24 protein-coding genes are annotated in these 21,509 nt (G+C 53.3%); 16 read left to right on the forward strand and 8 right to left on the reverse strand.

All coding sequences use genetic code 11. The features are described 5' to 3' along the window. The first annotated feature begins 105 nt into the window (after window positions 1-105). Window positions 106-573 (forward strand): hypothetical protein, encoded by a 468-nt coding sequence (locus KTH_RS11130; RefSeq protein WP_497618554.1) that lies wholly within the window; start codon window positions 106-108, stop codon window positions 571-573. On the opposite strand, the gene KTH_RS11135 is transcribed toward KTH_RS11130, so the two are convergent. Further along, on the reverse strand, window positions 557-2,176 hold the full coding sequence (locus KTH_RS11135) for a protein kinase domain-containing protein (protein WP_497618556.1): 1,620 nt from the start codon (window positions 2,174-2,176) through the stop codon (window positions 557-559). The two genes, KTH_RS11130 and KTH_RS11135, sit on opposite strands and share 17 nt — an antisense overlap. A 214-nt stretch (window positions 2,177-2,390) precedes the next feature. Here KTH_RS11135 and KTH_RS11140 point away from each other — a divergent pair, with 214 nt between their 5' ends. From KTH_RS11140 to KTH_RS11160, 5 genes are all read left to right on the forward strand, one after another. Then, a complete protein-coding gene (locus tag KTH_RS11140; RefSeq protein WP_497618557.1) occupies window positions 2,391-2,792 on the forward strand; it encodes a hypothetical protein in 402 nt (133 codons plus the stop codon). Window positions 2,793-3,032: 240 nt separating this feature from the next. Next, a complete protein-coding gene (locus tag KTH_RS11145) occupies window positions 3,033-5,075 on the forward strand; it encodes a RecQ family ATP-dependent DNA helicase (RefSeq protein WP_497618559.1) in 2,043 nt (680 codons plus the stop codon). Between the two features lie 12 nt (window positions 5,076-5,087). Continuing rightward, entirely contained in the window at window positions 5,088-6,086 is a 999-nt protein-coding gene (locus KTH_RS11150) for a DNA-processing protein DprA (RefSeq protein WP_497618561.1), read from the forward strand. A 223-nt stretch (window positions 6,087-6,309) separates the two neighbouring features. Then, window positions 6,310-6,507 (forward strand): hypothetical protein, encoded by a 198-nt coding sequence (locus tag KTH_RS11155; protein ID WP_497618563.1) that lies wholly within the window; start codon window positions 6,310-6,312, stop codon window positions 6,505-6,507. Between the two features lie 150 nt (window positions 6,508-6,657). Continuing rightward, a complete protein-coding gene (locus KTH_RS11160) occupies window positions 6,658-7,347 on the forward strand; it encodes a VOC family protein (protein ID WP_497618565.1) in 690 nt (229 codons plus the stop codon). A 36-nt stretch (window positions 7,348-7,383) separates the two neighbouring features. Here the strand turns inward: KTH_RS11160 and KTH_RS11165 are convergent, their stop codons facing one another. Next, window positions 7,384-7,815: a hypothetical protein gene (locus KTH_RS11165; protein WP_497618567.1), complete on the reverse strand. Its 432-nt coding sequence runs from the start codon at window positions 7,813-7,815 to the stop codon at window positions 7,384-7,386. Between the two features lie 117 nt (window positions 7,816-7,932). On the opposite strand from KTH_RS11165, the gene KTH_RS11170 reads away from it, so the two are divergent. Together KTH_RS11170 and KTH_RS11175 are read left to right on the forward strand one after the other, a co-directional pair. Further along, window positions 7,933-8,343, forward strand: coding sequence for a DUF7737 domain-containing protein (locus KTH_RS11170; RefSeq protein ID WP_497623228.1), 411 nt, complete (start codon window positions 7,933-7,935; stop codon window positions 8,341-8,343). Further along, window positions 8,325-8,852 (forward strand): GNAT family N-acetyltransferase, encoded by a 528-nt coding sequence (locus tag KTH_RS11175; protein ID WP_497618568.1) that lies wholly within the window; start codon window positions 8,325-8,327, stop codon window positions 8,850-8,852. Before KTH_RS11170 ends, KTH_RS11175 begins: the two co-directional genes overlap by 19 nt. Window positions 8,853-8,934: 82 nt before the next feature. On the opposite strand, the gene KTH_RS11180 is transcribed toward KTH_RS11175, so the two are convergent. Both KTH_RS11180 and KTH_RS11185 read right to left on the reverse strand, forming a co-directional pair. Beyond that, window positions 8,935-9,831 (reverse strand): aminoglycoside phosphotransferase family protein, encoded by an 897-nt coding sequence (locus KTH_RS11180; protein ID WP_497618570.1) that lies wholly within the window; start codon window positions 9,829-9,831, stop codon window positions 8,935-8,937. A 111-nt stretch (window positions 9,832-9,942) separates the two neighbouring features. Beyond that, window positions 9,943-12,588 carry a LuxR C-terminal-related transcriptional regulator gene (locus KTH_RS11185; protein WP_497618572.1) on the reverse strand — a complete coding sequence of 882 codons (2,646 nt, stop codon included), beginning with the start codon at window positions 12,586-12,588 and terminating at the stop codon, window positions 9,943-9,945. Window positions 12,589-13,157: 569 nt separating this feature from the next. Here KTH_RS11185 and KTH_RS11190 point away from each other — a divergent pair. The 5 genes from KTH_RS11190 (at window position 13,158) to KTH_RS11210 (ending at window position 17,815) form a co-directional block, all read left to right on the forward strand. Beyond that, complete coding sequence (locus KTH_RS11190) at window positions 13,158-14,060, forward strand: LLM class flavin-dependent oxidoreductase (protein WP_497618574.1); 903 nt, start codon at window positions 13,158-13,160, stop codon at window positions 14,058-14,060. A 26-nt stretch (window positions 14,061-14,086) separates the two neighbouring features. Beyond that, the gene (locus KTH_RS11195; RefSeq protein WP_497618576.1) at window positions 14,087-15,073 is read left to right on the forward strand and encodes an NADP-dependent oxidoreductase; all 987 of its coding nucleotides are present in this window, start codon (window positions 14,087-14,089) and stop codon (window positions 15,071-15,073) included. A 289-nt stretch (window positions 15,074-15,362) separates the two neighbouring features. Then, window positions 15,363-15,743: an aldo/keto reductase gene (locus KTH_RS11200; RefSeq protein ID WP_497618578.1), complete on the forward strand. Its 381-nt coding sequence runs from the start codon at window positions 15,363-15,365 to the stop codon at window positions 15,741-15,743. Window positions 15,744-15,766: 23 nt separating this feature from the next. Continuing rightward, window positions 15,767-16,963, forward strand: coding sequence for an RNA-guided endonuclease InsQ/TnpB family protein (locus tag KTH_RS11205; protein ID WP_497618580.1), 1,197 nt, complete (start codon window positions 15,767-15,769; stop codon window positions 16,961-16,963). 24 nt (window positions 16,964-16,987) lie between these two features. Then, window positions 16,988-17,815: an aldo/keto reductase gene (locus tag KTH_RS11210; protein ID WP_497623230.1), complete on the forward strand. Its 828-nt coding sequence runs from the start codon at window positions 16,988-16,990 to the stop codon at window positions 17,813-17,815. Window positions 17,816-17,963: 148 nt separating this feature from the next. Here KTH_RS11210 and KTH_RS11215 read toward each other — a convergent pair whose 3' ends face one another. From KTH_RS11215 to KTH_RS11225, 3 genes are all read right to left on the reverse strand, one after another. Continuing rightward, window positions 17,964-18,095 (reverse strand): alpha/beta fold hydrolase, encoded by a 132-nt coding sequence (locus tag KTH_RS11215; protein WP_497618582.1) that lies wholly within the window; start codon window positions 18,093-18,095, stop codon window positions 17,964-17,966. A 39-nt stretch (window positions 18,096-18,134) separates the two neighbouring features. Further along, window positions 18,135-18,584 carry an SRPBCC family protein gene (locus KTH_RS11220; protein ID WP_497618584.1) on the reverse strand — a complete coding sequence of 150 codons (450 nt, stop codon included), beginning with the start codon at window positions 18,582-18,584 and terminating at the stop codon, window positions 18,135-18,137. Window positions 18,585-18,742: 158 nt separating this feature from the next. After that, on the reverse strand, window positions 18,743-19,153 hold the full coding sequence (locus tag KTH_RS11225; protein WP_497618586.1) for a hypothetical protein: 411 nt from the start codon (window positions 19,151-19,153) through the stop codon (window positions 18,743-18,745). A gap of 125 nt (window positions 19,154-19,278) precedes the next feature. Here KTH_RS11225 and KTH_RS11230 point away from each other — a divergent pair, with 125 nt between their 5' ends. Continuing rightward, on the forward strand, window positions 19,279-19,665 hold the full coding sequence (locus KTH_RS11230; RefSeq protein WP_497618588.1) for a hypothetical protein: 387 nt from the start codon (window positions 19,279-19,281) through the stop codon (window positions 19,663-19,665). Between the two features lie 66 nt (window positions 19,666-19,731). Here the strand turns inward: KTH_RS11230 and KTH_RS11235 are convergent, their stop codons facing one another. Then, on the reverse strand, window positions 19,732-20,199 hold the full coding sequence (locus tag KTH_RS11235) for a GNAT family N-acetyltransferase (RefSeq protein WP_497618590.1): 468 nt from the start codon (window positions 20,197-20,199) through the stop codon (window positions 19,732-19,734). A gap of 197 nt (window positions 20,200-20,396) precedes the next feature. Here KTH_RS11235 and KTH_RS11240 point away from each other — a divergent pair, with 197 nt between their 5' ends. Then, entirely contained in the window at window positions 20,397-20,723 is a 327-nt protein-coding gene (locus tag KTH_RS11240; RefSeq protein ID WP_497618592.1) for a hypothetical protein, read from the forward strand. Next, the gene (locus KTH_RS11245) at window positions 20,720-21,313 is read left to right on the forward strand and encodes an MBL fold metallo-hydrolase (RefSeq protein ID WP_497618594.1); all 594 of its coding nucleotides are present in this window, start codon (window positions 20,720-20,722) and stop codon (window positions 21,311-21,313) included. Before KTH_RS11240 ends, KTH_RS11245 begins: the two co-directional genes overlap by 4 nt. Window positions 21,314-21,509 lie beyond the last annotated feature (196 nt).

Raw genomic sequence — 21,509 nt, forward strand, 5'->3', positions numbered from 1 at the left:
TGAACGGATTTCCTGAACTGGTGGCTCACGAGCGGTCACCCCTTGAACAGGGCCCGCTTCCAACGATACAATGAGAGCAGATACCCGGAAAGAAAGTGACCCACCATGTCAGGAGCATTTCTTCACTTTACCGCACAAGAAACACTGGCGCTTCCTGCCGGACATATTCTGATGCTCAACACGGAAGAGCGCATTGTAACGCTCTTTCATGCGGAGTACGTCCGGGCTCAATGTCGCCTCACATATAGCGCGATGCGCCTGCTCTTTCTCCTGTTACTCGCGCCCAACGGGGCGGATTACGCCGAATTACTCGCCTGCTTGCACAGCAAAGAGCGCGGCCTGTTTACCGCAACCAGCCTTACAGAGCTTCGCGAGCGGCTCGCTCCCCAGATTCACCACTGGTCAAGCTGGCTGAAGGAGGCCGAACCTGAAGCCGTCGAGCAGGCGCTGAAAAAAGTGCGACGCGTTATCAAAGAACGAAATGGGTTGAATACCCTGCTTGAAAAGCACCATTTTGGTATGACCATCAGAGTGCTTTATGGTAAAGGCTACCTGCTTACCGGTGCAGACTGAGCTTATGCGGGATCTGACGCGTTGCGATGCCAGAAACAGCCTGCGCATTCGGCACGGCCAGCACCTCAAGTAAACGCTCAAGATCTGCGCACTGAAGCGGCCCGATCAGATATTCACCACGCACACGTTCGGTCGTTCGCTCTAAAAGATGCACCAGCGCCCGCGAGGCCCCCGCAGGTCGAACATGTTTCAACACAACGTCATGAAGTGTCAAATAGCGACAATCGCGATATCCTCTCCCATACAACTGATAGAGCAGCCATTCAAGCAGGTTCATCTGGCCATTCCGACGCTCACCAAGCAGCAGGGAAACCAGCAAGGAACGGATCCTTTTTGCCACCTCAAGGATGTGCTGCTCCTGTGCATAGAGGCTTTGATGCGCCACGCCTTCCCCCTCGAACAGCGTCTCAACTTGTGGGAAAACAGGTAGCTGGGCCTGTAATGGTACCACCAGCACGTGCTTCATCGTCAGTGCTCGCTCAAGGTGCTCCCGCCCGGAAGCAAGCAGGGTATCGCTGAGGAGCACAAGCACAAGCTGTGGCTCTCGCCCGTCCTCTCGAAAACGCTCAATCTCGATCGGTGGGAAGCCCACAAGCAGCGCATGCAATTGCTGCTGTATCCCCCTCCAGAGCCGTTGATCCTCCGGGGCCTCCGAGAGCAGCACAGAGAGCCGAGGCGTTGTCTTTTTGGGTGGCTTCGTCGCTTTTCGCGTCGGGCGTCGCTGCTGCACACGTTCAATAACCCGCAAGATCTCCAGCATATCGGCGGGCCGCTCATCCTCTTCCAGCGCCACCATCCGGCGTATCAGGCGTTCAAGTGGAGGAGAGCTCAGGGTCAGCGGGCGAAAGGAAAAGGGAGATTGTGCCGGGTCATCTCCGCTCAACAGCGCGTGCAGCGTTGCCCCCAGACTGTAGATATCGGAGCGCGGAGACGTGGCCTTCCGGTACTGTTCGGGTGGCGCATAGCCCGGTGAACCGAGCGCGACCGTGTCCTTCACCTGACCAGCCGTGAAAAGCCGTGCAATACCAAAATCGATCAGGTAGACACGCTGCTCGGCATCCAGCATAATATTTGAGGGCTTCAGATCGCGAAAGATAATCGGGGGCTGCTGCGAGTGCAGATAATGCAAAACGAGACAGAGCTGACGCGTGATCTCAAGCGCCAGTGTCAGTGGAAGCGAGCGTCCTTCCCGCTGAAGCCGCTGCTCAAGCGTTTCGCCCTCGATAAATTCCATGACCAGATAGCGCCGTCCACGGTCCTCAAACTGCTCATAAATATGGGGCAGGCTGACATGATGAAGGTGGGCCAGCATCTCCGCCTCACGCTCAAACGCGGCAACAGCGTCCTGAAGCTCTTGACCGGTCAGGCCATCCTGACTCATCTCTTTAATCGCTACCAGACGCCCCTTGAGCTGTGTATCCTGAGCGCGATAGACAGCGCCCATACCACCTCTGCCAACGGTCGCAAGAATCAAATAGCGTCCGTGGTGAAGTGTCGCGTGTGGCGGCAACAGCCCGGTTCTATGATCCTGCACCGCGCCGCACCAGCTACAAAAGCGTGCGCCGATCTGAAGCGCCTTCCCACAAACCAGACAGGAAGCCATACGCCATCCCTTCTCTGATGCTCTTCTTTCAAGCATACCGTCCTTGCTCTTCAGAAACAGGAAGGTTCACGCCAGATTTTTCTTCAACATCTGCCGAAAGAAAACGGCAAATCTGGCCCACTTCACAAAAAATGTCTCTCTTTCCCTCCTGATTTTCCGTATCAGCGGGGGTACAATTGCAACCAGAACGAGCACAACAGAGAGGGTCTATCAGGTGGCAAAGCACATCGATCAACTATACGCGGGGCCACATATCGAGGGCTACCAGATCTATCACAACGATCACTTCCATCATCTGCAAATTAATGGCAGGCTGGTTCGGCTCTCACCAACGGAATATAAGCTCTGCATCTATCTGCTACGTCATTTTGAGCGGCTACAGCATTTCGCGCTCTATCGGCGGGAGCATCCAGAAACAAACGTGCCGCCGGTCTATGTCAGCTTTGAGCAGTTACAGCATTGTGCCCAACTGGCCGAGCGGTCGCATGTCACCAAGCATCTGAGCAACGCCAACGGCAAGCTGAAAGTGCATGGCATCTCGATTCTCTGCGTCAACGAATATGGCTACACCCTGGATTTTCAACGTCCCGTTCTCTCTTCATCATACGAACGGTAAAGGCGTTTCCATACCGATCACCACAATGATATTGCATCGTGCTATCTTCCATTCCTTCTTTACCGCTTCCAATTTCTCCCCTGTATCTTCTTCAAAAGTCGTTTTCACCAGAATCTTAATATATTTTTTATATTCTTTTTATTGTAGTAGAAGTAGAGATACGCTATAATTTCAGCCTGGATTCCATTACCCCCTTTCTTTCTTAAAATCGGAGTATTTCTTGTAAGGTAGGTTTTTCTTATGGTAGATAAGCTTCCGATAGCACAAGTACCCCCCGAAACCCTCCTTGTAGAGCGTTTCCACATCACCACAGGCTTTCACGAAGGGCAACTGCACATCATCAAGAAATTGTTGCAGCGCAAACGTGTGCTCGCAATCCAGAAAACCGGGTGGGGAAAATCACTCTGCTATCAAATGGCAAGCCTCTATTATCCTCACCTCACCATCGTCTTCTCTCCGCTTAAAGCTCTGATGCGCGATCAGTGCACGCGTTGCAATGAGAGATACCATATACCGGCTGCAATTGTCAGTTCTGATTTCAGCGTGGAAGAGAATGAGATGACACTACAGCAGGCAGTTGCAGGGAAGCTCAAACTTCTCTTCATAGCACCCGAACGTCTGGAAAACACGCACTGGCGTGAATATGTACAGAAAATGCGTATCAGCCTGGTAGTGATCGATGAAGCGCATTGTATTTCAACCTGGGGGCATGATTTTCGGCCAGATTACCGCCGCATTCGTCACTTGATCAGCGCCCTCCCAGCACAAACACCACTCCTTGCTTTAACCGCCACCGCAAACCCACGGGTAGAGCAAGATATCCTGGAACAGATGGGGACAGGCACTGAAGTGATACGAGGCCCGATGAAACGCCCGAATCTCTATCTCAACGTGATTCCGCTCTCCGATGATAGCGAAAAACTGAGCTATCTCGCTGCCCTCATTCCCCATCTTCCTGGTACCGGAATTCTATATACGGCGACACAAAAGGATGCAGAAATGACTGCCGACTTTCTTCGTAGACAAAACATTGATGCACATCACTACCATGCCAGGCTGGAAGACACACGCAGGCAGGAAATCGAAAACAACCTTCAACAGAATCACCATAAAGTGATCTGCTCAACCAATGCGCTTGGTATGGGCATTGATAAGCCCGACCTTCGTTTCATCATTCACTACCATTTTCCTGCTTCTCCCATTCATTATTATCAGGAAATTGGCCGTGCCGGTCGCGATGGTCTGCCATCGTACTGTTTTCTGCTCTATGACGAGAAAGATCGAAAAATCCAGGAGCATTTTATCAAAAGAGCAAAACCAGAAAGTCGCTGTTACAGGGAGGTGATGACCGCTCTTCAGCACTCATCTTATGGGATGACCGAAAAAGAGCTACTATTAAGCCTTTCGCTCTCTACGAATGTTCTTCGTACGGTACTGAAAGATCTACGAGAGCAGGGATATGTGCGAGAGGAGAAGAGCCGTCGTTATAGCTCCATCCAATATACCAATCACATCGACTTTTCCTTTTATGACACAATTGCAGAGCAAAAGAAGCAGGAACTACAAGAAATGATCCAGTATGCAGAGTCAGACACATGCTACATGACCTATCTGACCAGTTATCTGGGCGACCCGGATCAAAGCCCCTGCGGAATATGTGGTGCATGCAGGCCTGAGGCTTATCAGATCATTACTCCCTCGTCTCAACTCAAACAGGCAGCCCAACACTTCTTGCAATATGAGTATCTCCCGCATATCGATAGCAAGGGCAAGCAAGGGAGAAAACATGAGGAAGGTTGGTCGCTTTCGTATCATGGAAATACTGAAATTGGGCGGCTGGTACGTGGTAGCAAATATGAAAACATGGAGCCATTCCCGGATATACTGGTACAGCGGGCGGCAGAAATATTACGTGAACGCTACCCGCTGCAACAGATAGATTATATTGTCAGCATTCCCCCTACGAAAAGTGGGAATTTGGTTGAAACATTTGCACAACGTGTTGCAAATATGATATCTATAACATATGTTCCTATTTTGACCAAAAACCGTGTGACAAAACAACAAAAGGATTGCCTGAATAGCAAACAAAAGGAATACAATGTCAAAGGGTCGTTTACTGTTAGCGCTCCCGAACAGGTACGCAATCGCACGATTCTCCTGATAGATGACATTTATGATTCAGGGTACACGATACGAGCAGCGACAGAAGCACTCATAGAGGCGGGAGCAGTAGCGGTCTATCCCTTTACCATTACGCGCACGCTAGCAGCAGACCAGTAAGGAGAAAATAGTATGAACGCACGCGAACAAGCCTGTTGGTTCGCATTAGTATTTCAAAGCAAGTTACCTATCAGGGTCATCAATACGATACTGGTCACATGGTGCAAGCAAGCAGGCAGAACTATTGAAGACCTGTTTGCTGCCGAGGCGCAGGAATGGGCTCGGGTGTGCCATCTCACAACCGAAGGGCTTCAAAAGCTGGAGCAGGCCCGAGAAACCATCGTTGCTCAGTCCTTTCTTGTAGAGCAGCTTCAACATAGCGGCATTTCCGTAATCAGCGTGCTGGACGAACAGTATCCAGAAACGCTGAAACTGGCTCTTGATCGCAACCACATCCCTCCGCTCCTTTTTTATGCAGGACAACTGGATATTCTGAAGCGGCAGACAGTTGCCATTATCGGTTCACGTAATGCCAACGCCGAAAGCCTGCACTTTACCAGACTGGTAGCTCGCTACCTTGCAGAAAAAAACACGAATGTGATCAGCGGGTTTGCTCGTGGCGTAGATCGAACCGCCTATGAAGGGGCTACAGAAGCAGATGGACCTACTACTATCGTACTTCCCCAGGGAATTCGGAAGCTGAGCAGGACACAGTTACGCGAACTACAACCACGTATCGAGGCAGGGAAAGTGCTCCTTCTCAGTCAGTTTCACCCGGATGCCCCCTGGCTCGTCAGCCGTGCAATGGAGCGAAATAAGGTTGTCACCGGGCTGGCACAGATCGTTATTGTCGCGGAGTCAGATACCAAAGGCGGTACATGGGAGGGCGCGAATGGAGCTCTCCATCAAAAACGCCGGGTCTATGTGCGGGCAACAAAGGATAGCTCTATCCCTGCCGGAAATGCCGCTCTGCTAGAAAAGGGGGCAAGTCCGCTCTCCTGGTCTCCGTCAGACGAAGATCAGGCGTTTGCCCCCTTACTTGAAAAAGCCCGAAAGGTACAACAGCAACAACGCCGCATGCCTCCTTCTCCCAGACAGCTCTCGCTTCTGGCAATCGAGTATAAACCTTGAGAAGAGGTAACTGAGGGAAGCAAGCATACTTCATACCCGCTTGCTTCTCGGCCTTCTCTGACGCAGCATGCCTCATGTCATTGCAGTTTTTTGAAATATTGAAATACCCCCTTCCCACGCATGGATTACCCCTTTTGGGAGATCACACTACCACCACGTATCCTCTATCCTTAGAGCAAGCTCACGATGACGAGCACAGTATTCAACACAAGAGGAGATCCATTTGCAACCTTATTCTTCTTTTACAAACCTGAAAATTGTTCATGACCAACAGGTACAGGAGTCGATCGAACGCGCTCGCCTGGCGGCAGAGCTAAGAAACAAAAAACGCGGGCTGTTGAGCAGAGTGCTGGCAGCCATCCGCCAGAACTACGAGAAAGAAACGGTTTCCTGCAAAGTCCAGGAACTCGTTCAGCCATAAAACGGAACAGGCGTTGTCCCGCCACAAGCAAGCAAACTGTCCCTCCGAACAGGAATCATTCTGTCTTTTTGGACAATTTCTCTTCTCGTTCCGCATTCTATACTCGGGCGTAGGAAGGCATAGCGAAAGAAATGGAGGAATACAACGACAATGAAAATCAGGGCACTGACGCTCCAAACGACACAACTTGAGACACAAAAGGCGTTCTATACCTCGCTTCTACACCTTCCACTGCTTGCGGAAACACAGGAGAGTTTTACGGTCAAAGCCGGAGAGACCCGCATCACGTTTGAGGTAACGGAACAGCGTGGATACGTCTATCATTTCGCCTTCAAGCTTCCCCTCAACCAGTTCGCTGAGGGGAAAGCCTGGCTTCAGCAGCGGGTTCCCCTGTTGCAGGAAGATGGACAAGACGAGTTCGCCGCAACAAACTGGGTCGGTCGAAGCTGCTACTTCTATGACGCGGCCGGAAATATTCTGGAATTCCTGGTACGGGCAGACCTGCCTGAGGAGCGGCCTGAGGACACATTCTCATCTGATATGATTCTACGCGTTGGTGAGATCGGACTTGCAGTCGAGGACCCATTCATAACGTCAGCCTACCTGCAAGAGCAGTTCAATTATGTCTCGATCAAAAAGGAGCCCGGCCCGACCTTCAACCCCATCGGTGATCGCTACGGAAGCCTGATCGTGGTCAAACTCGGGCGCTCATGGTTCCCAACAACAAAGGCGGCGGTCTCTGCCCCTATCCGCGTTGAGATCGAGGGAGACCAGCCGCAGCAGGCTCTCATTCCCGGCACCCCATATGAACTGCGGATCGTTCCGGGAGAGCCTGCCTGAGGCCACAGGGAGCGGGAGACGCTTCGCTCCCTGCGGCTACCTCACATATCGTACAAGGCAATACAGAGCGACATAGACAGGCAGCACGACAAGCCACGCCACAAGAATGGGCATCAGCTCATTTCCGTGCATCGAGAAAAGCACCACACAGGCAAAGAGGAAGATCATGTGAGGGGAGAAAGGAGACAGGAGTACAGGGACTTCCTGCCATCTGGAATGCTTACCCCCATGCCCCAGAGCATCACAAAGAAAAAAGCGTTCAGGCACACTATTACCACAGCCATCGGCATCAAACCGCGCATAAGGGCGACCAATAAAAGATACAGTGAATAGAATAGCACAAAACAGAACATTTAAAACGATGTGGGTGATACTCCGCTTCTCCTGAATCTTTCCGTGATCTCGTATGATAAAGCGCTCTTCCGAAAACGGCTCTCTCCGCCGATACTGATAGTGTCGCTGTTCCATACAGGTATTCTACTTTCTTCTTTCATATATTTTTTCATGTATAGGTCTCTATTGTAGCACACCTTTGCACAGCCACTACTCTGATAGCCTTTTTGTAGAGAAGCACACGCAAAATCGCTGCACGATTGGGGATGCTTTCTTAAGGTGCGAAGCACGCTGCGCACCTATAAGATTCATCCTGGCTCCAGTAACATCTTGATGGAACCCAAAATGACCAGTATTTCTGCATCGCGCCCTGAGCACTATCAAATAAACGGGCTGTTCCCCCTTTCGATGGCGGATTCACCCCCATCGCTGATCCTCTCAAGGGCCTTCTTGCTCGCCGAAGACATGAAAATACCATCACCCAACAAATCAACCCGACAACCACCGCATAACTCCAGAGGACGGGAGAGTACAGCATCATATCCTCTCCCGTCCCCCTGCGCCTCTACGTCCACTTGCCCTTCTGAACGCATCCGCTTTATAATGAGCACAATGCTTGTTGAGAAAGGAGAACATGGGCCACTATGGTTGACCCCTCACTAACCATTGAGCGCGTGCCGTCCGAAGCCAGGGAAGCTGTCCTTCCCGCCCTGACCCATCTGCTTCAGACGGTCGTCGCAACCGGAGCCTCCATCGGATTTCTGCCGCCTCTGGACACGAAGGAAGCCGAAGCCTACTGGCACGGCGTCTTTCAGGATATCACCCGGCAGACAACCATCCTGCTCCTCGCACGTATTGCTGAACAGATTGTCGGATCGGTACAGCTCGCGCTGGCCACAAAGCCCAACGCACTGCATCGCGCCGAAGTGCAAAAGCTCTTTGTACATCCTGAGCAGCAAGGACGCGGCATCGGACGGGCGCTGATGCAAGCGCTTGAGCAGGTCGCACGCGAGCACAAACGCAGCCTGCTTGTTCTTGATACGCGTCTGGGAGATACGGCCGAGCAGCTCTACCGGAAGCTTGGCTATCAGGAAGCCGGGATTATTCCTGAGTTTGCTCGTAGCGCCACCGGCACGCTTGATAGCACCATTTACTTCTTTAAGAAACTCTGATCCAACAAGCACAAAACCACTGTTTCAAAACAAAGAAGCAGGAAGCAGTGCAGCCTCCTGCCTTATTTTGTTGCAAGTATCGCTATTCGTAATCAGCAAGCACTTCGTCGATCATATGTCGAGCCGTGGCGGCAAACACCGGATTGGTATGCTGATAGTAGGGCAACGCAATCAGCCCGATAGAAAGCGCCCAACCACGACCGCGCTCCCATGTCGCGTTGTCAACCGACAGAGCCTCACGAAACAGGGGCCGCGTTTGCCGGGAGAGCAAACACCACGCGGGAATCAGATCGCATGCAGGATCGCCGATTCCCAGGCCCTCAAAATCAATGATAGCACTGATTCGCCCCTGTTGCACCAACATATTGCCCGGTAACAGGTCTCCGTGGGTCAGGACGGGGAGTCCCGCCCATTCCGGCGCCTGAAGAGCTTTCTCCCACGCTCGGGTCACAGCATCGGTGTTGAGCATGCCGGACAGCTCGGCGATTGCCTCCCGAACATATCGATCTCGCCGGGAAAGTGGTCCACTGCGTGAAGACGGAGACGGCTGTATCTGCCAGCGCGAAAAGTCAATTCGCTGTAACGCGCTGATGAAGTGCGCCAGATCATGCACCGCCTGCTTTTCATCGCTGATCCCCTGCCGTTCCGCACTCTCACCATCGAGCCAGCGATACACCGCCCACGGCCAGGGATAGCCTTCACCCGGTTCTCCGATCGCAAGCGGAGCCGGGATCGCCAGCGGCAGATGTGGAGCAAGTTCCTGCAACCACTGCTGTTCCTTGTGCTGATGTTTCACGACACCCGGAATCCGAGGCAGTCGGACTGCCATGTCGGAACCAAGCCGATAGAGCGCGTTATTCGTCCCGGCGGAACGAACCGGCTCAAGTGGCAATGCCGCCCACCGGGGAAACTGGGCAGCGATCAACCGACTGACAAGAACACTATCAATGTCTACCTCGTCGGCATGCATTTTACTCATAGAAAATAGTCTATCCTTTTTCTGTACAAAATCTCTATCCTGTGCCAGAAAGTATAGCCGACAGAAGGGAGAAATGAGATCTCCCAAAAGTGGTATTTCTGCGCGCTCCGTTCATAGCAGCCTGAATCTGGCGGCTTGCGCAAGCGCCTGCGTGCGGCTGCTCACGCCAAGTTTTCCATAAATATTGCGCGTGTGTACTTTCACCGTTCCCTGGCTCAGCACGAGCTGGCGAGCAATATCACGGTTTGAAAGCCCCTGAGCAATCAGGCGCAACACATCCAGCTCGCGGGCGCTGAGCGGTTCCAGCAGGGCCTGATTCGCGGCTGCTTGAGGCGTCTGTTCCGCCTCCTTCAGAATTGCCTGAAGCGTCGTCTGGAGATCCAGCGCGGCCCCACGCTTTCGCGCCTCTCGAGCAGCCTCGTCACCCAACTGACGGTTCAAATCCGCCTCAAGACGGGCGAATTTCGGCCAGTGTCGCAACCAGCCAGTCACCTGCTCCGGCTGCTGAAGCGCCAACCCTACCAGTTCGGCAGCCTCTTGCATCCTGCCATCATGGGCTTGTGCAAGCGCTTCCAGAACCAGACAGAACGCCGCAGGAGCGGGATCATTCAACGGGCCCCAGAACAGGGCTGCATAGTGCTGACGCGCGGCTGCATAGCGTTCCTGTCCACAGTCGATAAGCGCCTGTCCCCAATATCTTCCGAGATCGTAGTCACTATCGAAAAATGGTTCCAGCCCCCGCGCTTGCTTCGCCTGCATCAGGAATGCGCCTTTTATATAGGTATCATCCTTCACGCAAAGCACAAACGCCTTCAGGTGCGCCGATAGGCTCGCTCCATCAAAATAACTGGTTGCGTCAGCCAATGCGCGCATCTGCCCGATCAGGACAAGCGCCTCTTCCAGTGCCCCTTTCAAGAAGGTGGCCTGCGCCAGATTGAACAGCGCTTGCTGGATACCCTTCACATTCTCGATCTCCCGCATCACTCCAAGCGCTTCCCGCGCGAAGTGCTCATATGCGCGATAATCCTGCTGTTCAATCGCGATACAGACCAGATTGAGAGTCAGCCATGCAATACCGTTCTGGTCATGAATCGAGCGTCGAAGCTCAAGGCTGTGTTGTAGCGTCTCCAGCCCTGGATGTACGCCAGGACTCTCAATGGGTGTCCCATCCCAGATCAACCATGCAAGCGCATCCGCCTGATAGAATGGATCATGCAGTTGCTCAAACACCGCGGCGCTTTCCCGAAACAGCGTCCTCGATTTCGGGGAAAAACAGAAGTATTTGTCTGATTCCTCACAAATGGCAAGGAGGCCGGAGACGAGCAAGCAGAAACCGATCTCCGCCTGATCCCGTCGAGCGCGTGCCAGAGCCAGACAGGCATCAATCTGTGCTCGCATATCCTGCTCCTCGGGCATATTGCCAAGCAGTATTAAACGAATCAATCGTGCCTGCATGCGGCAGAGCAAGACAGCATGCTCCTCTACAGGAGAGGAGGAAAAGGGCTCTATCGCAGCCTGGAGAAGCGCGACAATTTCATGATAGCGCCCACGCATATCGGCGAACAATTGCATGCTTTCGACCGCGGCTGAGAGCGCTGTGACACGTTCCTGCTGAATCGCGAGATGCCAGGCATATCGAATATTTTCAAAGTCTTCCTCGATCGCATCCAGCGCGGTGCTCTGATGGTGCGCTTTGATATCGCGCTCAAGCTGATGGAGCCTTCCAAGCGTATAGTCGCTGAAGGCCTGTCGAATCGCCCCGGCCTGCCCCGTCGCCTCCAATTGTTCCTCTCCGTACTGGCGCAATAGCTCATGCACCTCAAAGCGTCCCGATGTTTTTCGACGCAGCAATGACTTATCGATCAGTCCAGCAAGCGTTGTAAGCGCAGCTCCGGCCACGACCTCCGCTGCATCACGCGTAAACCCACCTCGAAAGACCGAGATCTTCATAAAGACGTCGCGTTCCTGTTCGTCCAGCAAGTGCCAGGAGTGGCTGAATACAGAACGCATGCTCCGATGCCGCTGCGGCAGGTTACGCGACCGCGTCGCCAGCAGATCCAGATTACGACTGATCTCTTGAGCAATATCAGCCGGACGGAGCGTTTTGAGCCAGCTCACTGCCAGCTCGATCGCAAGCGGCATACCCTCCACCAGCCGGCAGATCTCTACAACTCCCTGCTCATCTTCGGCCAGTTCGAAATCACCACGCACCCGCCGCGCTCGCTCCACAAACAATTGTACCGCGCTATACGTCTCGGGCGCATAGTCCTCTTCAAGGGGATACGCAAGCCCCGAGACAGGCCACAGCCATTCTTCCTGCAAGTTGAGCGCCTCACGTGAGGTGGCCAGAATCTTCAGGCCGCTCGTTGCAGCCAGCATTTCGGCAACCAGCTCAACCCCTTCTAGCAGATGCTCCATATTATCCAGCACCAGTAGCATGCGTTGCGGCTGTTTCTCCCGCAGGAAGCCAAAAAACTGCTCATGCGGGCTCAGATTCCCCGGCTGAAAACGAAAAGGCATCGCTTCAGCAATCGCGGGCAGCAAGCCATCAACCCGGTTCAATGCGGCAAGCGACACAAAAAAGACGCCATCGGGGAAGAGCGCACCAGCCCGTGAGGTAACTTCCTGCGCTAATCGTGTCTTCCCGATTCCTCCCGGCCCGACAAGCGTTAACAGGCGGCAGGCCGGGTCAGCGAGTTGCGCGCCGATCTCAGCAATTTCCTGCGATCGGCCAAGAAAGACGGTGGGTGCGGCCATAACATGGTGCATGCTTTGGGTTTCTCCATATGTCTGATATCGAGTTCACTGTGCTAAGCGCGATTCCGCCCCCTCATTATACCGCCTCAACAGCAGGCAATACCATAAACCGGGATAAAATGCCAGCACTACCTGTCAGCACTGCATGACGACTTCCTATTCTATCTCCAGGCTCTTTTCAAGCTCCGACAAGCCAGAAAGAAGGAGACCAGAAACACCCGCAAAGCAGTGCACTCCTCGCGAAGCCCAAAAACCACTGGTCTGGACTCGGGATTCCGGTCCGCTCAGTTCGCTTTCCACTCCATGAAGAAGCACTACAATCAGAAAGAGTAGCTCGCTTTCTGGGCACAGCAGAACTCCAGAAGAATCTATAGCAAAAAAAATCAAGAAGAACGGGTTTCTTCGCCACGAAGATACAGAGGGACCGCTTCCCACTCCATCTGTATGGTTTGTCTCACCTGCCCTTTCGTACAGAGAAAGAACTGAACGAAGGATAGATGCACCTGCAATCACGCATCAAGTACACTGCGTACACAATCAAGCAATCAGAAAGGTCCAGATAAAACCCTATGCCCAGGCTCAAGGTAGGTATTTCTCTCTCGACAACCAGTCACATTCACAACGTGCATGAACGCGCCCGTATGGTAGAACGTCTCGGGTTCGACTCGCTCTGGATACCTGATTCCATCAGCGGAGATGGCACACCTTCTCTGGAAGCCATCGTGACACTTGCAACAGCCGCAGCCGTTACCACGCGTATACAGGTGGGTACAGGTGTCCTTGTCCCTTCTCTGCGCTCGCTTCCCTGGCTGGCGGCACAGCTCGGAACGCTGCAATACCTCTCTGGCAATCGGATCATTCTTGGCATTGGGTCCGGTGGCTCTGACGCAACCCCTTTTACACGTGCCATAGGTGCAAACATACGAGCGCGTGGCCGCAAAACCGACGCCGCGCTTGATCTTCTGCCACAACTGCTTGCGGGCCAACCAACACAGCTCACAAACGAGCCAGACCAGCCCGCTCTGACCCTTGCCCCGGCTGTCCCGATCCCACCAATTCTGATCGGCGGCAGTTCTGAGGCCGCAATGCGTCGCGCCGCCACCCGGGGCTATGGCTGGTTCCCCTCACTCCTGCCACCATCCACACTTGCAGAGCGTGCTACCAGATTGCGAGCGCTTGCGAGTGAGCACGGTCATCAGGAAGCCCCGAGCATTACCGTTGGCGGCAGCTTTCTCCCGGCAGAGGATAAGGAAGCCTACAACGCGTTTCTACACAATATGATCAGCTCCTACGGCATATCAGCAGAGCAAGCGGCCACGCTTCCTATCACCGGTACGCCTGAGCAGATCGCCGAGCGTCTTGCCAGCTACGCCGAAGCGGGAGCAGATCGTCTCGTGCTTGCCCTTTCAGCCCGCAATTGGGAGCGCCAATGTGAGCGTCTTGCGGAAGCATTAACCATATTGGACCGATAAACAGATCGGCGAAAAGGAGGAAAACCATGACCACCATGAGAGCAATACAGGTTCATCAATTTGGCGGCCCCGAAGTCCTGCAAGTGGAGCGGATTCCACGACCAGAACCACAGGAAGGCGAGGTGCTGATCCGTGTCTACGCGGCGGGGGTCCTGCCAATCGATGGGTATATCCGTAAGGGACTTATGGCAGGTATCCAGCCGAAGTCTTTTCCCTACATCCCGGGAACCGCTTTCGCAGGTGTGATCGAGAAACTCGGACCCGGCGTCACCGGTTGGGAGGTCGGGCAGGCTGTCTGTGGACGCGCCCCGAATGGAACCTACGCCGAATATACAACGGTGCAAACCAACCCGCCTCACGCCTCTCCGAATACCGAGGGGGCTCGTTTCTCGGCGGCAATCAGTCCGCTGGCGCTCAAACCCAAAACTCTCGGCTTTGACGAAGCGGCTGCCCTCTCGGGCGGCGCTACGACGGCATGGACTTCGCTATTTGAAGATGGCAATGTACAGGCCGGGCAGCGCGTCCTGATCCATGCAGCGGCAGGTGGTGTGGGCCTGTTTGCCGTGCAATTCGCCAGATGGAAGGGGGCGCAGGTGATTGGAACCGCCTCAACCGCGAATCTGGACTTTGTGCGTTCTCTGGGAGCCGAAACCGTAATCGACTACACAACGACAGCTTTTGATGAGGTCGTTCGTGACGTTGATTTTGTGCTGGATACTGTCGGAGGTGAGACCCTGCGCCGTTCGCTCAAAGTGCTCAAACGCGGGGGAACATTGGTCACGGTCATGGAGCCAGCGCCGGTTGAACTGGCCGAACAGCTCGGGGTCCACGCCATCAAAAACGCGGTGTTCCCAAATAGCAAGCATCTCAAGAAAATCGTGGAGCTGATCGACGAAGGGCATGCCCGGCCCGCGATTCAGCAAATCTTCTCGCTGGATGAAGCCCCACAGGCACATGCTCTCTGCGAGACCGGTCACGGACGCGGCCGCATCATCCTGCATATCGCCGATTAATCATTCTGCCTTGAACGGCATCCTCATAGGACTGGACGACTGGCACCGAACAGCCGTCCAGCCTTTTCATCTGGCAAGCCCCCACAGGGCAAACCAGAATTGTCTACGTCTGGCCTGTGTTTTCAGGGTCTCCGTCGAATCGCCTCGATGCATCCACCAAAAGAAGACTCCCCGAAGCAAGCACGTCCATTTACAACGCAAGATTCAGATAGGGAAAAGACAGAATTTTCTGTATGATGCCCTCAGTGAAGAAATCCAATATAGAAGAAAGAAAGAGATAAACCAATATATGCGTTACAAGGTGCTTGGCAAAAGTGGCCTGCGTGTTTCTGAACTGGCTCTCGGGACAATGACCTTCGGCGAAGGGATGGCCTGGGGCGCCTCCCGCGAAGAGAGTCGCAAGATCTTCGAGGCATATGCGGAGGCTGGTGGCAACTTTATCGATGCCGCTGATGTCTATATGGGCGGCGAGAGCGAGAAACTGGTGGGCGACTTTATCGCTGCCGATCGTGATCGCTTTGTGCTCAGTACGAAGTATGCAATTACCAAAAAGCGGCAGAAGGCCGCTGGCTTCAGCCAAGGGGATGGATGGCGCAGGAAGCCAGCAGCGGCAGGACGTTCCCCTTCGCTTGACAGAAGACAATCGTTGTGCGAGAATACACGAAGATAGTGAGGAAGAACAAGGAGCAAGGGATGCTGATCTCCGAATACAAGCTCGATGGGTCGAAGGCACAATTCGCCGCCATCGAGGAAGCCATCCGCACCACCCAGTTCATTCGCAACAAGTGTGTACGCCTCTGGATGGATGCACGCGGCGTCTCCAGGAATGACCTGCAGCGCTCTTGTGCTGTGCTGGCCAGACAGTTCCCTTTTGCGCTCTCCCTCAACTCGCAGGCCCGGCAAGCTGCCGCAGACCGGGCGTGGGCTGCCATCTCCCGCTTCTACGAGAACTGTCGCCTCAAGACACCCGGCAAGAAGGGGTACCCTCAGTTCCAGCACGATTGTCGCAGTGTCGAATACAAGACCACTGGCTGGAAGCTGGAGGCCGATGGCATTCATATTCGCTTCACGGATGGCTGCGGCATTGGTCGGCTGCGCCTCATCGGCTCTCGTGACATCATGGCCTTTCCCCTCTCACAGATCAAGCGGGTACGGCTGCTCCGGCGGGCTGATGGCTACTATTGCCAATTCGCGGTGGCGGCCACGCGACGCGTTGAGCATCAGCCCTCTGGCAAGCAGGTGGGCATTGATCTGGGGCTGCGTGCCTTCTTCACTGACTCCGAAGGCAACACCGTGGCTCCTCCCCGGTATTTGCGCAAAGCGGAACGGCGGCTCAAGCGGCTGCATCGTCGGCTCTCGAAGACGCAGAAACGCAGTCGCAATCGGCGCAAAGCCCGTCAAGCCCTTAGCAAAGCGTATCTCAAGGTGCAACGGCAGCGCGAGGACTTCGCCAGAAAGCAGGCGAACGCGCTCATCTCGTCTCACGACCTGATTGCCTATGAAGCCTTGCAGATCCGTCACCTGGTCAAGAATCGTCATCTGGCCAAGAGCATTTCTGATGCGGCGTGGGGTCGCTTCCTCTGGTGGGTGAAATACGACGGCATGTTGCATCGTGTTCCGGTGATCGGGGTGGAACCGGCCTACACCAGTCAGGACTGTTCTCGTTGTGGACAACGGGTGAAGAAGAGCTTGAGTATGCGTACCCATCTGTGTCCTGGCTGTGGGCTGCTTCTGGATCGGGACCACAACGCCGCCTTGAATATCTTGCAGAAGGCTCTACAGGGTACCGTCGGGCAGACGGGAACCGACGAGGGTGTCTCGTCGAACGCTTCTGGACAGCCTGCCGCTACGGGTCGTCGCACTGCGGCGCCTCGCAAGCAGGCTGGATGAAGGAAGAATCCCTGGCCGTCAGGCCTGGGGAGTGTCAAATTTCAGGGTGGCAATCCCAATGGCGTGGGCAGCCATCGCAAGCATATGGTGCAGGCATTGGAAGGCAGCCTGAAGCGGCTCAACACCGATTACATCGATGTCTATTATGTCCATGTCTGGGATATGCTAACCCCCATTGAGGAGACGATGCGGGCTCTCGATGATCTGGTGCGAGCAGGGAAAGTGCTCTACGTCGGTATTTCGGATGCTCCGGCATGGGTTGTAGCACGAGCGAATACGCTGGCCGAGCATTATGGCTGGTCTCCCTTCGTGTCGCTCTCACTCCAGTACAATCTGGTCGAGCGGTCAGGAGAGCGCGAACTGTTGCCAATGGCAGAAGCGCTCGACCTCGGCGTGACTGCCTGGTCACCACTGTCGTTTGGCCTGCTGAGCGGGAAATACACCCGGGGGACAGAGGGGGGACGCCTCAATGATAGCGGCTTCCAATCTCTCAACTTCCTTGAGCAGAGCGAGCGAAATATGCAGATTGCACAGACTGTGCAGCAACTCGCTGATGAACTGAGATGCACGCCCGCACAGCTTGCTCTGGCCTGGTTACGTCAACAGGCAAACGGGATTATCCCTATCATCTCCGGGCGGACAGTTGCACAGATCAAAGAGAATCTGGACTGCCTGGACCTCACCCTATCGCAGGATGTTCTGAATCGCCTGGATGGGGTCAGCCGCGTGCCCTTGGGCTTCCCGATGGACTTCTTAAAGCTGGAAAGCGTTCTGTACCAGACCTATGGAGGATTGTTTGACAGTATCGATTCAGATCGCCTGAATCTGCTGCGCAGGCTCACCCGTCGCTAACATACAAGGAGAGCCGGGAACCATTCTGGCCACTCTTCCCCTTGTTCCACAACAGCCGCTACCAATAAACCTTATAAATAAGACTTGAGGGAAAGAGAAGCTTCTGAGCCCCTCTTCTGAGAAGGCTTCAGAAGCTGTCTCATATCTGCTATTCCGAGAGCACCGCGTTGAGAAACTCGGTGGGTTGCTCGACATTCGACATATGCACTGCTGGCAACATGACCAGTTGTGCGTTTAGAATAGTCCTGGCAATCAGCTCTCCATGCTCGGGAAGCGTCACGGTATCGTTTCGACCGGCAAGAGGAGAACACCAGTGGTTTTATGCCTGCGACATACGCTCATCCAATTGGGCCAACACATGCGGCCATGCCTCTTTATGCTGATCACATGATTCCTGATCCATAAACCCTGCATGCGTGAGCTTCAAAAGGGTGCCGCTTCCTTCGGGAACAAGTTCAACCGTCAGGACAGTCTCGGCTCCTTTTGTCCCTCCTGCTCCAGTCAGCCAGGTCATCTCAATCAATCTATCAGGTTCCAGGCGCAGGAAACGGCCATAGTGCGGATGCCGGATACCGCCGCCCACCGCTTCCCAGAAGAACACCGCATTGACTTCCGCCTTCATGAGAACCGAGCCCGGTGCTGCGAACCAGCGATCCATTTGCTGCGTCCATGCCTGATAGAGCGTCGAAGGCGAAGCCTGCATCTGGCGCTCTACGCTGAGACGAAACGGCCTTGCCGAGAGATCGGGAAAGCAGATAGCTTGCTGCATATATCTCCTCCCATCATTTCAAAGATGATATTGAAACATAATTCAACCTACACCATTCCATTACCGAAGTCTTCTCCTATCTTGCGCTTTTTATTCCCATAAACTGTATATCGAAACCCACCGCTTGCAGTAGCCAATACAGTATAAAGAAGAGCACCCTACAAACTACCTTTTTTCGCACCGAAGCCTTTTCGCGGGAAACGAGAAGAGAGGGCGTACAACCTCTCTTCTCTCGCGTGTTTCACACCTCTGATGACTCTTGCCTCTGAACTGAAGCGGGCATTTTCTGGGGCAACAACGCCATAAATAGACCCTATCAGAGCCAGAATAGCCGTCAGTAAAAACACAGCATGCAGTGCCAGAAGAAACGCTGTTTGTTTCTGGCCACCTGCTCGCACATACGAACCTGCGTCCGTGCCTGAGCCGTTAACAGAGCCAGACCAACCGGGCGAATCACCGTGATCAGTTGAACTGTTCGCCACTTCTACGGGATCGTGGAAAGGAGCTATAGCCACAACCATCAACAGCCGTAAGATCAAGCCAAACGCCAGCCCGATTTTCACGGACAATACAAATCGCTCGCTTTAGCAGGCTTTAGATTGTTCCTTTTATAATTGCGCAATATAGGAGAAGTCCTTTCCGCTCTCATCTGCTATACCAGAGAAAGAGCTTTCAGATGAGAAAAGGAGAGAATATGATCAACGTCATTTGCGCCGAGGATTGTGGGAATGCCCCCAAAAAGCAGCAGCTCAAAGATTATACCATCGCCTGCGCGAACAATAATTTCAGCAGCGCAGCCGCCTTCGTGACAGATACCATCGTCTGGGATATCGTGGGGCAAGAGCGCTTTGAAGGCATCAGCCAGTATACACAGGCCCTGGAACGTTTGAAAGAGGAAAATATTACCGAGCTCCACATAGAGAACATCATCACGCACGGCAACACTGGTGCCATCAACGGCACAAAAAAGCTGGGAAATGGCACAACTATTGCATTTTGCGATGTCTTTATATTTACCAGCACCAGAAGAAATTCGAGTATCAAAGCGATCAGTTCATATAGAATTCCGCTTTGTTCGTAAGCAGAGAGAACAATGGTGCGTCTCCTCGCATCGGGTTGAAGAGACGCACCGCTGCTATAGGATTGATTAGATATCCTTTGCCATATGCAGATTCGTTACCCCATAGCCAAGCTTCGTATAGAGCTGGATGGCGCCATGATTGTGCCCGAAGACGTGTAGTGCGATCTTGCTTCCTCCGAACTCGCGCACCTTGTGCTCCAGCTCCCGGAATGCCTGCGAGGCGTAGCCACGGCGACGAAATGGCTCATCAACTTTGACATCATAGATGAATGCGGCCAATTTCCCCTGTCGTTTGTGCAACATGAACCAGATCATGCCAACATTCTGTTGCTCCTCATTGACGATCGTAAAGAGATAGTGATTCGGCGTCTCAAGCCCTTGCGGCAACAAATCATAGAACTCTTTCCGTGATTTTTCTAGCGCCTCTTCCTCTGACCACTCGCCATCTTTGACATGGTCCTCTGCATACTCTCGAATTGATGGTTCCAGAAAAGCTTGATATTCGGCTTCAGTCATTGGCCGTAATGTTACCATAAGAAAAATCTCGCCTTCATTTTAAAGCAGTAGTAATTTCATCCTCTATTACTCCATATATACGCATGATTGCATCGCTATTTCTCAGTACTCTACCTTCTCTCGGCTTGACCTTTATGCGAGAATAAAGAGCACGCACCCCCCAAAAAAAGATGGCAACACAAAGGTGCATTGAAACAATCTCCAGGAGAGATCTTATGTCATATGTCACGCCTGTACACGAGATGAGCCCCGACAATCGTATATGCATGTATCGAAGCAGTCAGCCCAATCTCAGCGATTTTGATGACTTTGAGGTTGATAGCTACCTGATTTCGACCAGGCGATTTATCCTGTTCTGCGATACCCTCTTTCATCCTGAGGATATGGCAAGGATCGTTCACGATCTGGGCCAGGAGCGAGCCGGACGGCCCTTCCTGGTTATGAACAGTCATGCAGACTGGGATCATGCATGGGGCAACAGTTATTTCACAGGAGAGCAGACAGCCCCATTATCGGGCACACCCATTGCCGTACTCGCATGACAGAAGAGCGGGAAAAGACGATGCTGACCAGCTTTCAGCAGCGGTATCCAGCACAATTCAGTTCTGTGATCCTGACGCCTCCAACCGCCACATTTCAGGGCACCTTCACGCTGTATGGCGGCGACCTCACCGTTGAACTTTTTGACGCACCTGGTCATCGCCTGGATCATATAGCAGCCTGGATCCCTGAATTGCGCCTTCTTCTGGCATTTGATGCTGTCGAAATTCCTATCCCTCTGATAAAAAACGTTGCAGGCGTGCCGAGCATGTTCACTACTTTAGAGCACTTCCTACAACTCAATCCTCAAACTGTTCTCTGTTCTCATGGGAGAACAGCCAGCCCTGATAGCATCAAAGCGAATGTAGCGTATCTTCATAAGGTAGAGCGGCTCTGTCGTACCCTTCTGAGCCAGCGTCTTCCTGGCAAGGCAGAACTTGATCAACCAGAGACCCTCATAGGATATTCATTTGAAGAGGCTCTGAACGATATTGAACAGATCATTCAAACATCTGCTCCATTTGATCCTGCTTTTTATCGGGAGTCACACGAAATGAATATTCAGCATATCTTCCAATGGCTGATGGGCTAATCACGCCACAACGAAGAGAACGGGCAAAAGCAGAGAAGCCTTTCTTCATCGTAATACCCGTTCTCTGAGGAGGATACAATTCTCTATTTTTCAACACTCTTGCATTTTACGCATCATTCGACCGTTATTGTTGTCCGTGCGCTATAGCACACACCTCATTGCGGAGACACGCGGCAGGAAACGCGATTAGTCCGAG

This window comes from Thermosporothrix sp. COM3 (assembly GCF_059696735.1).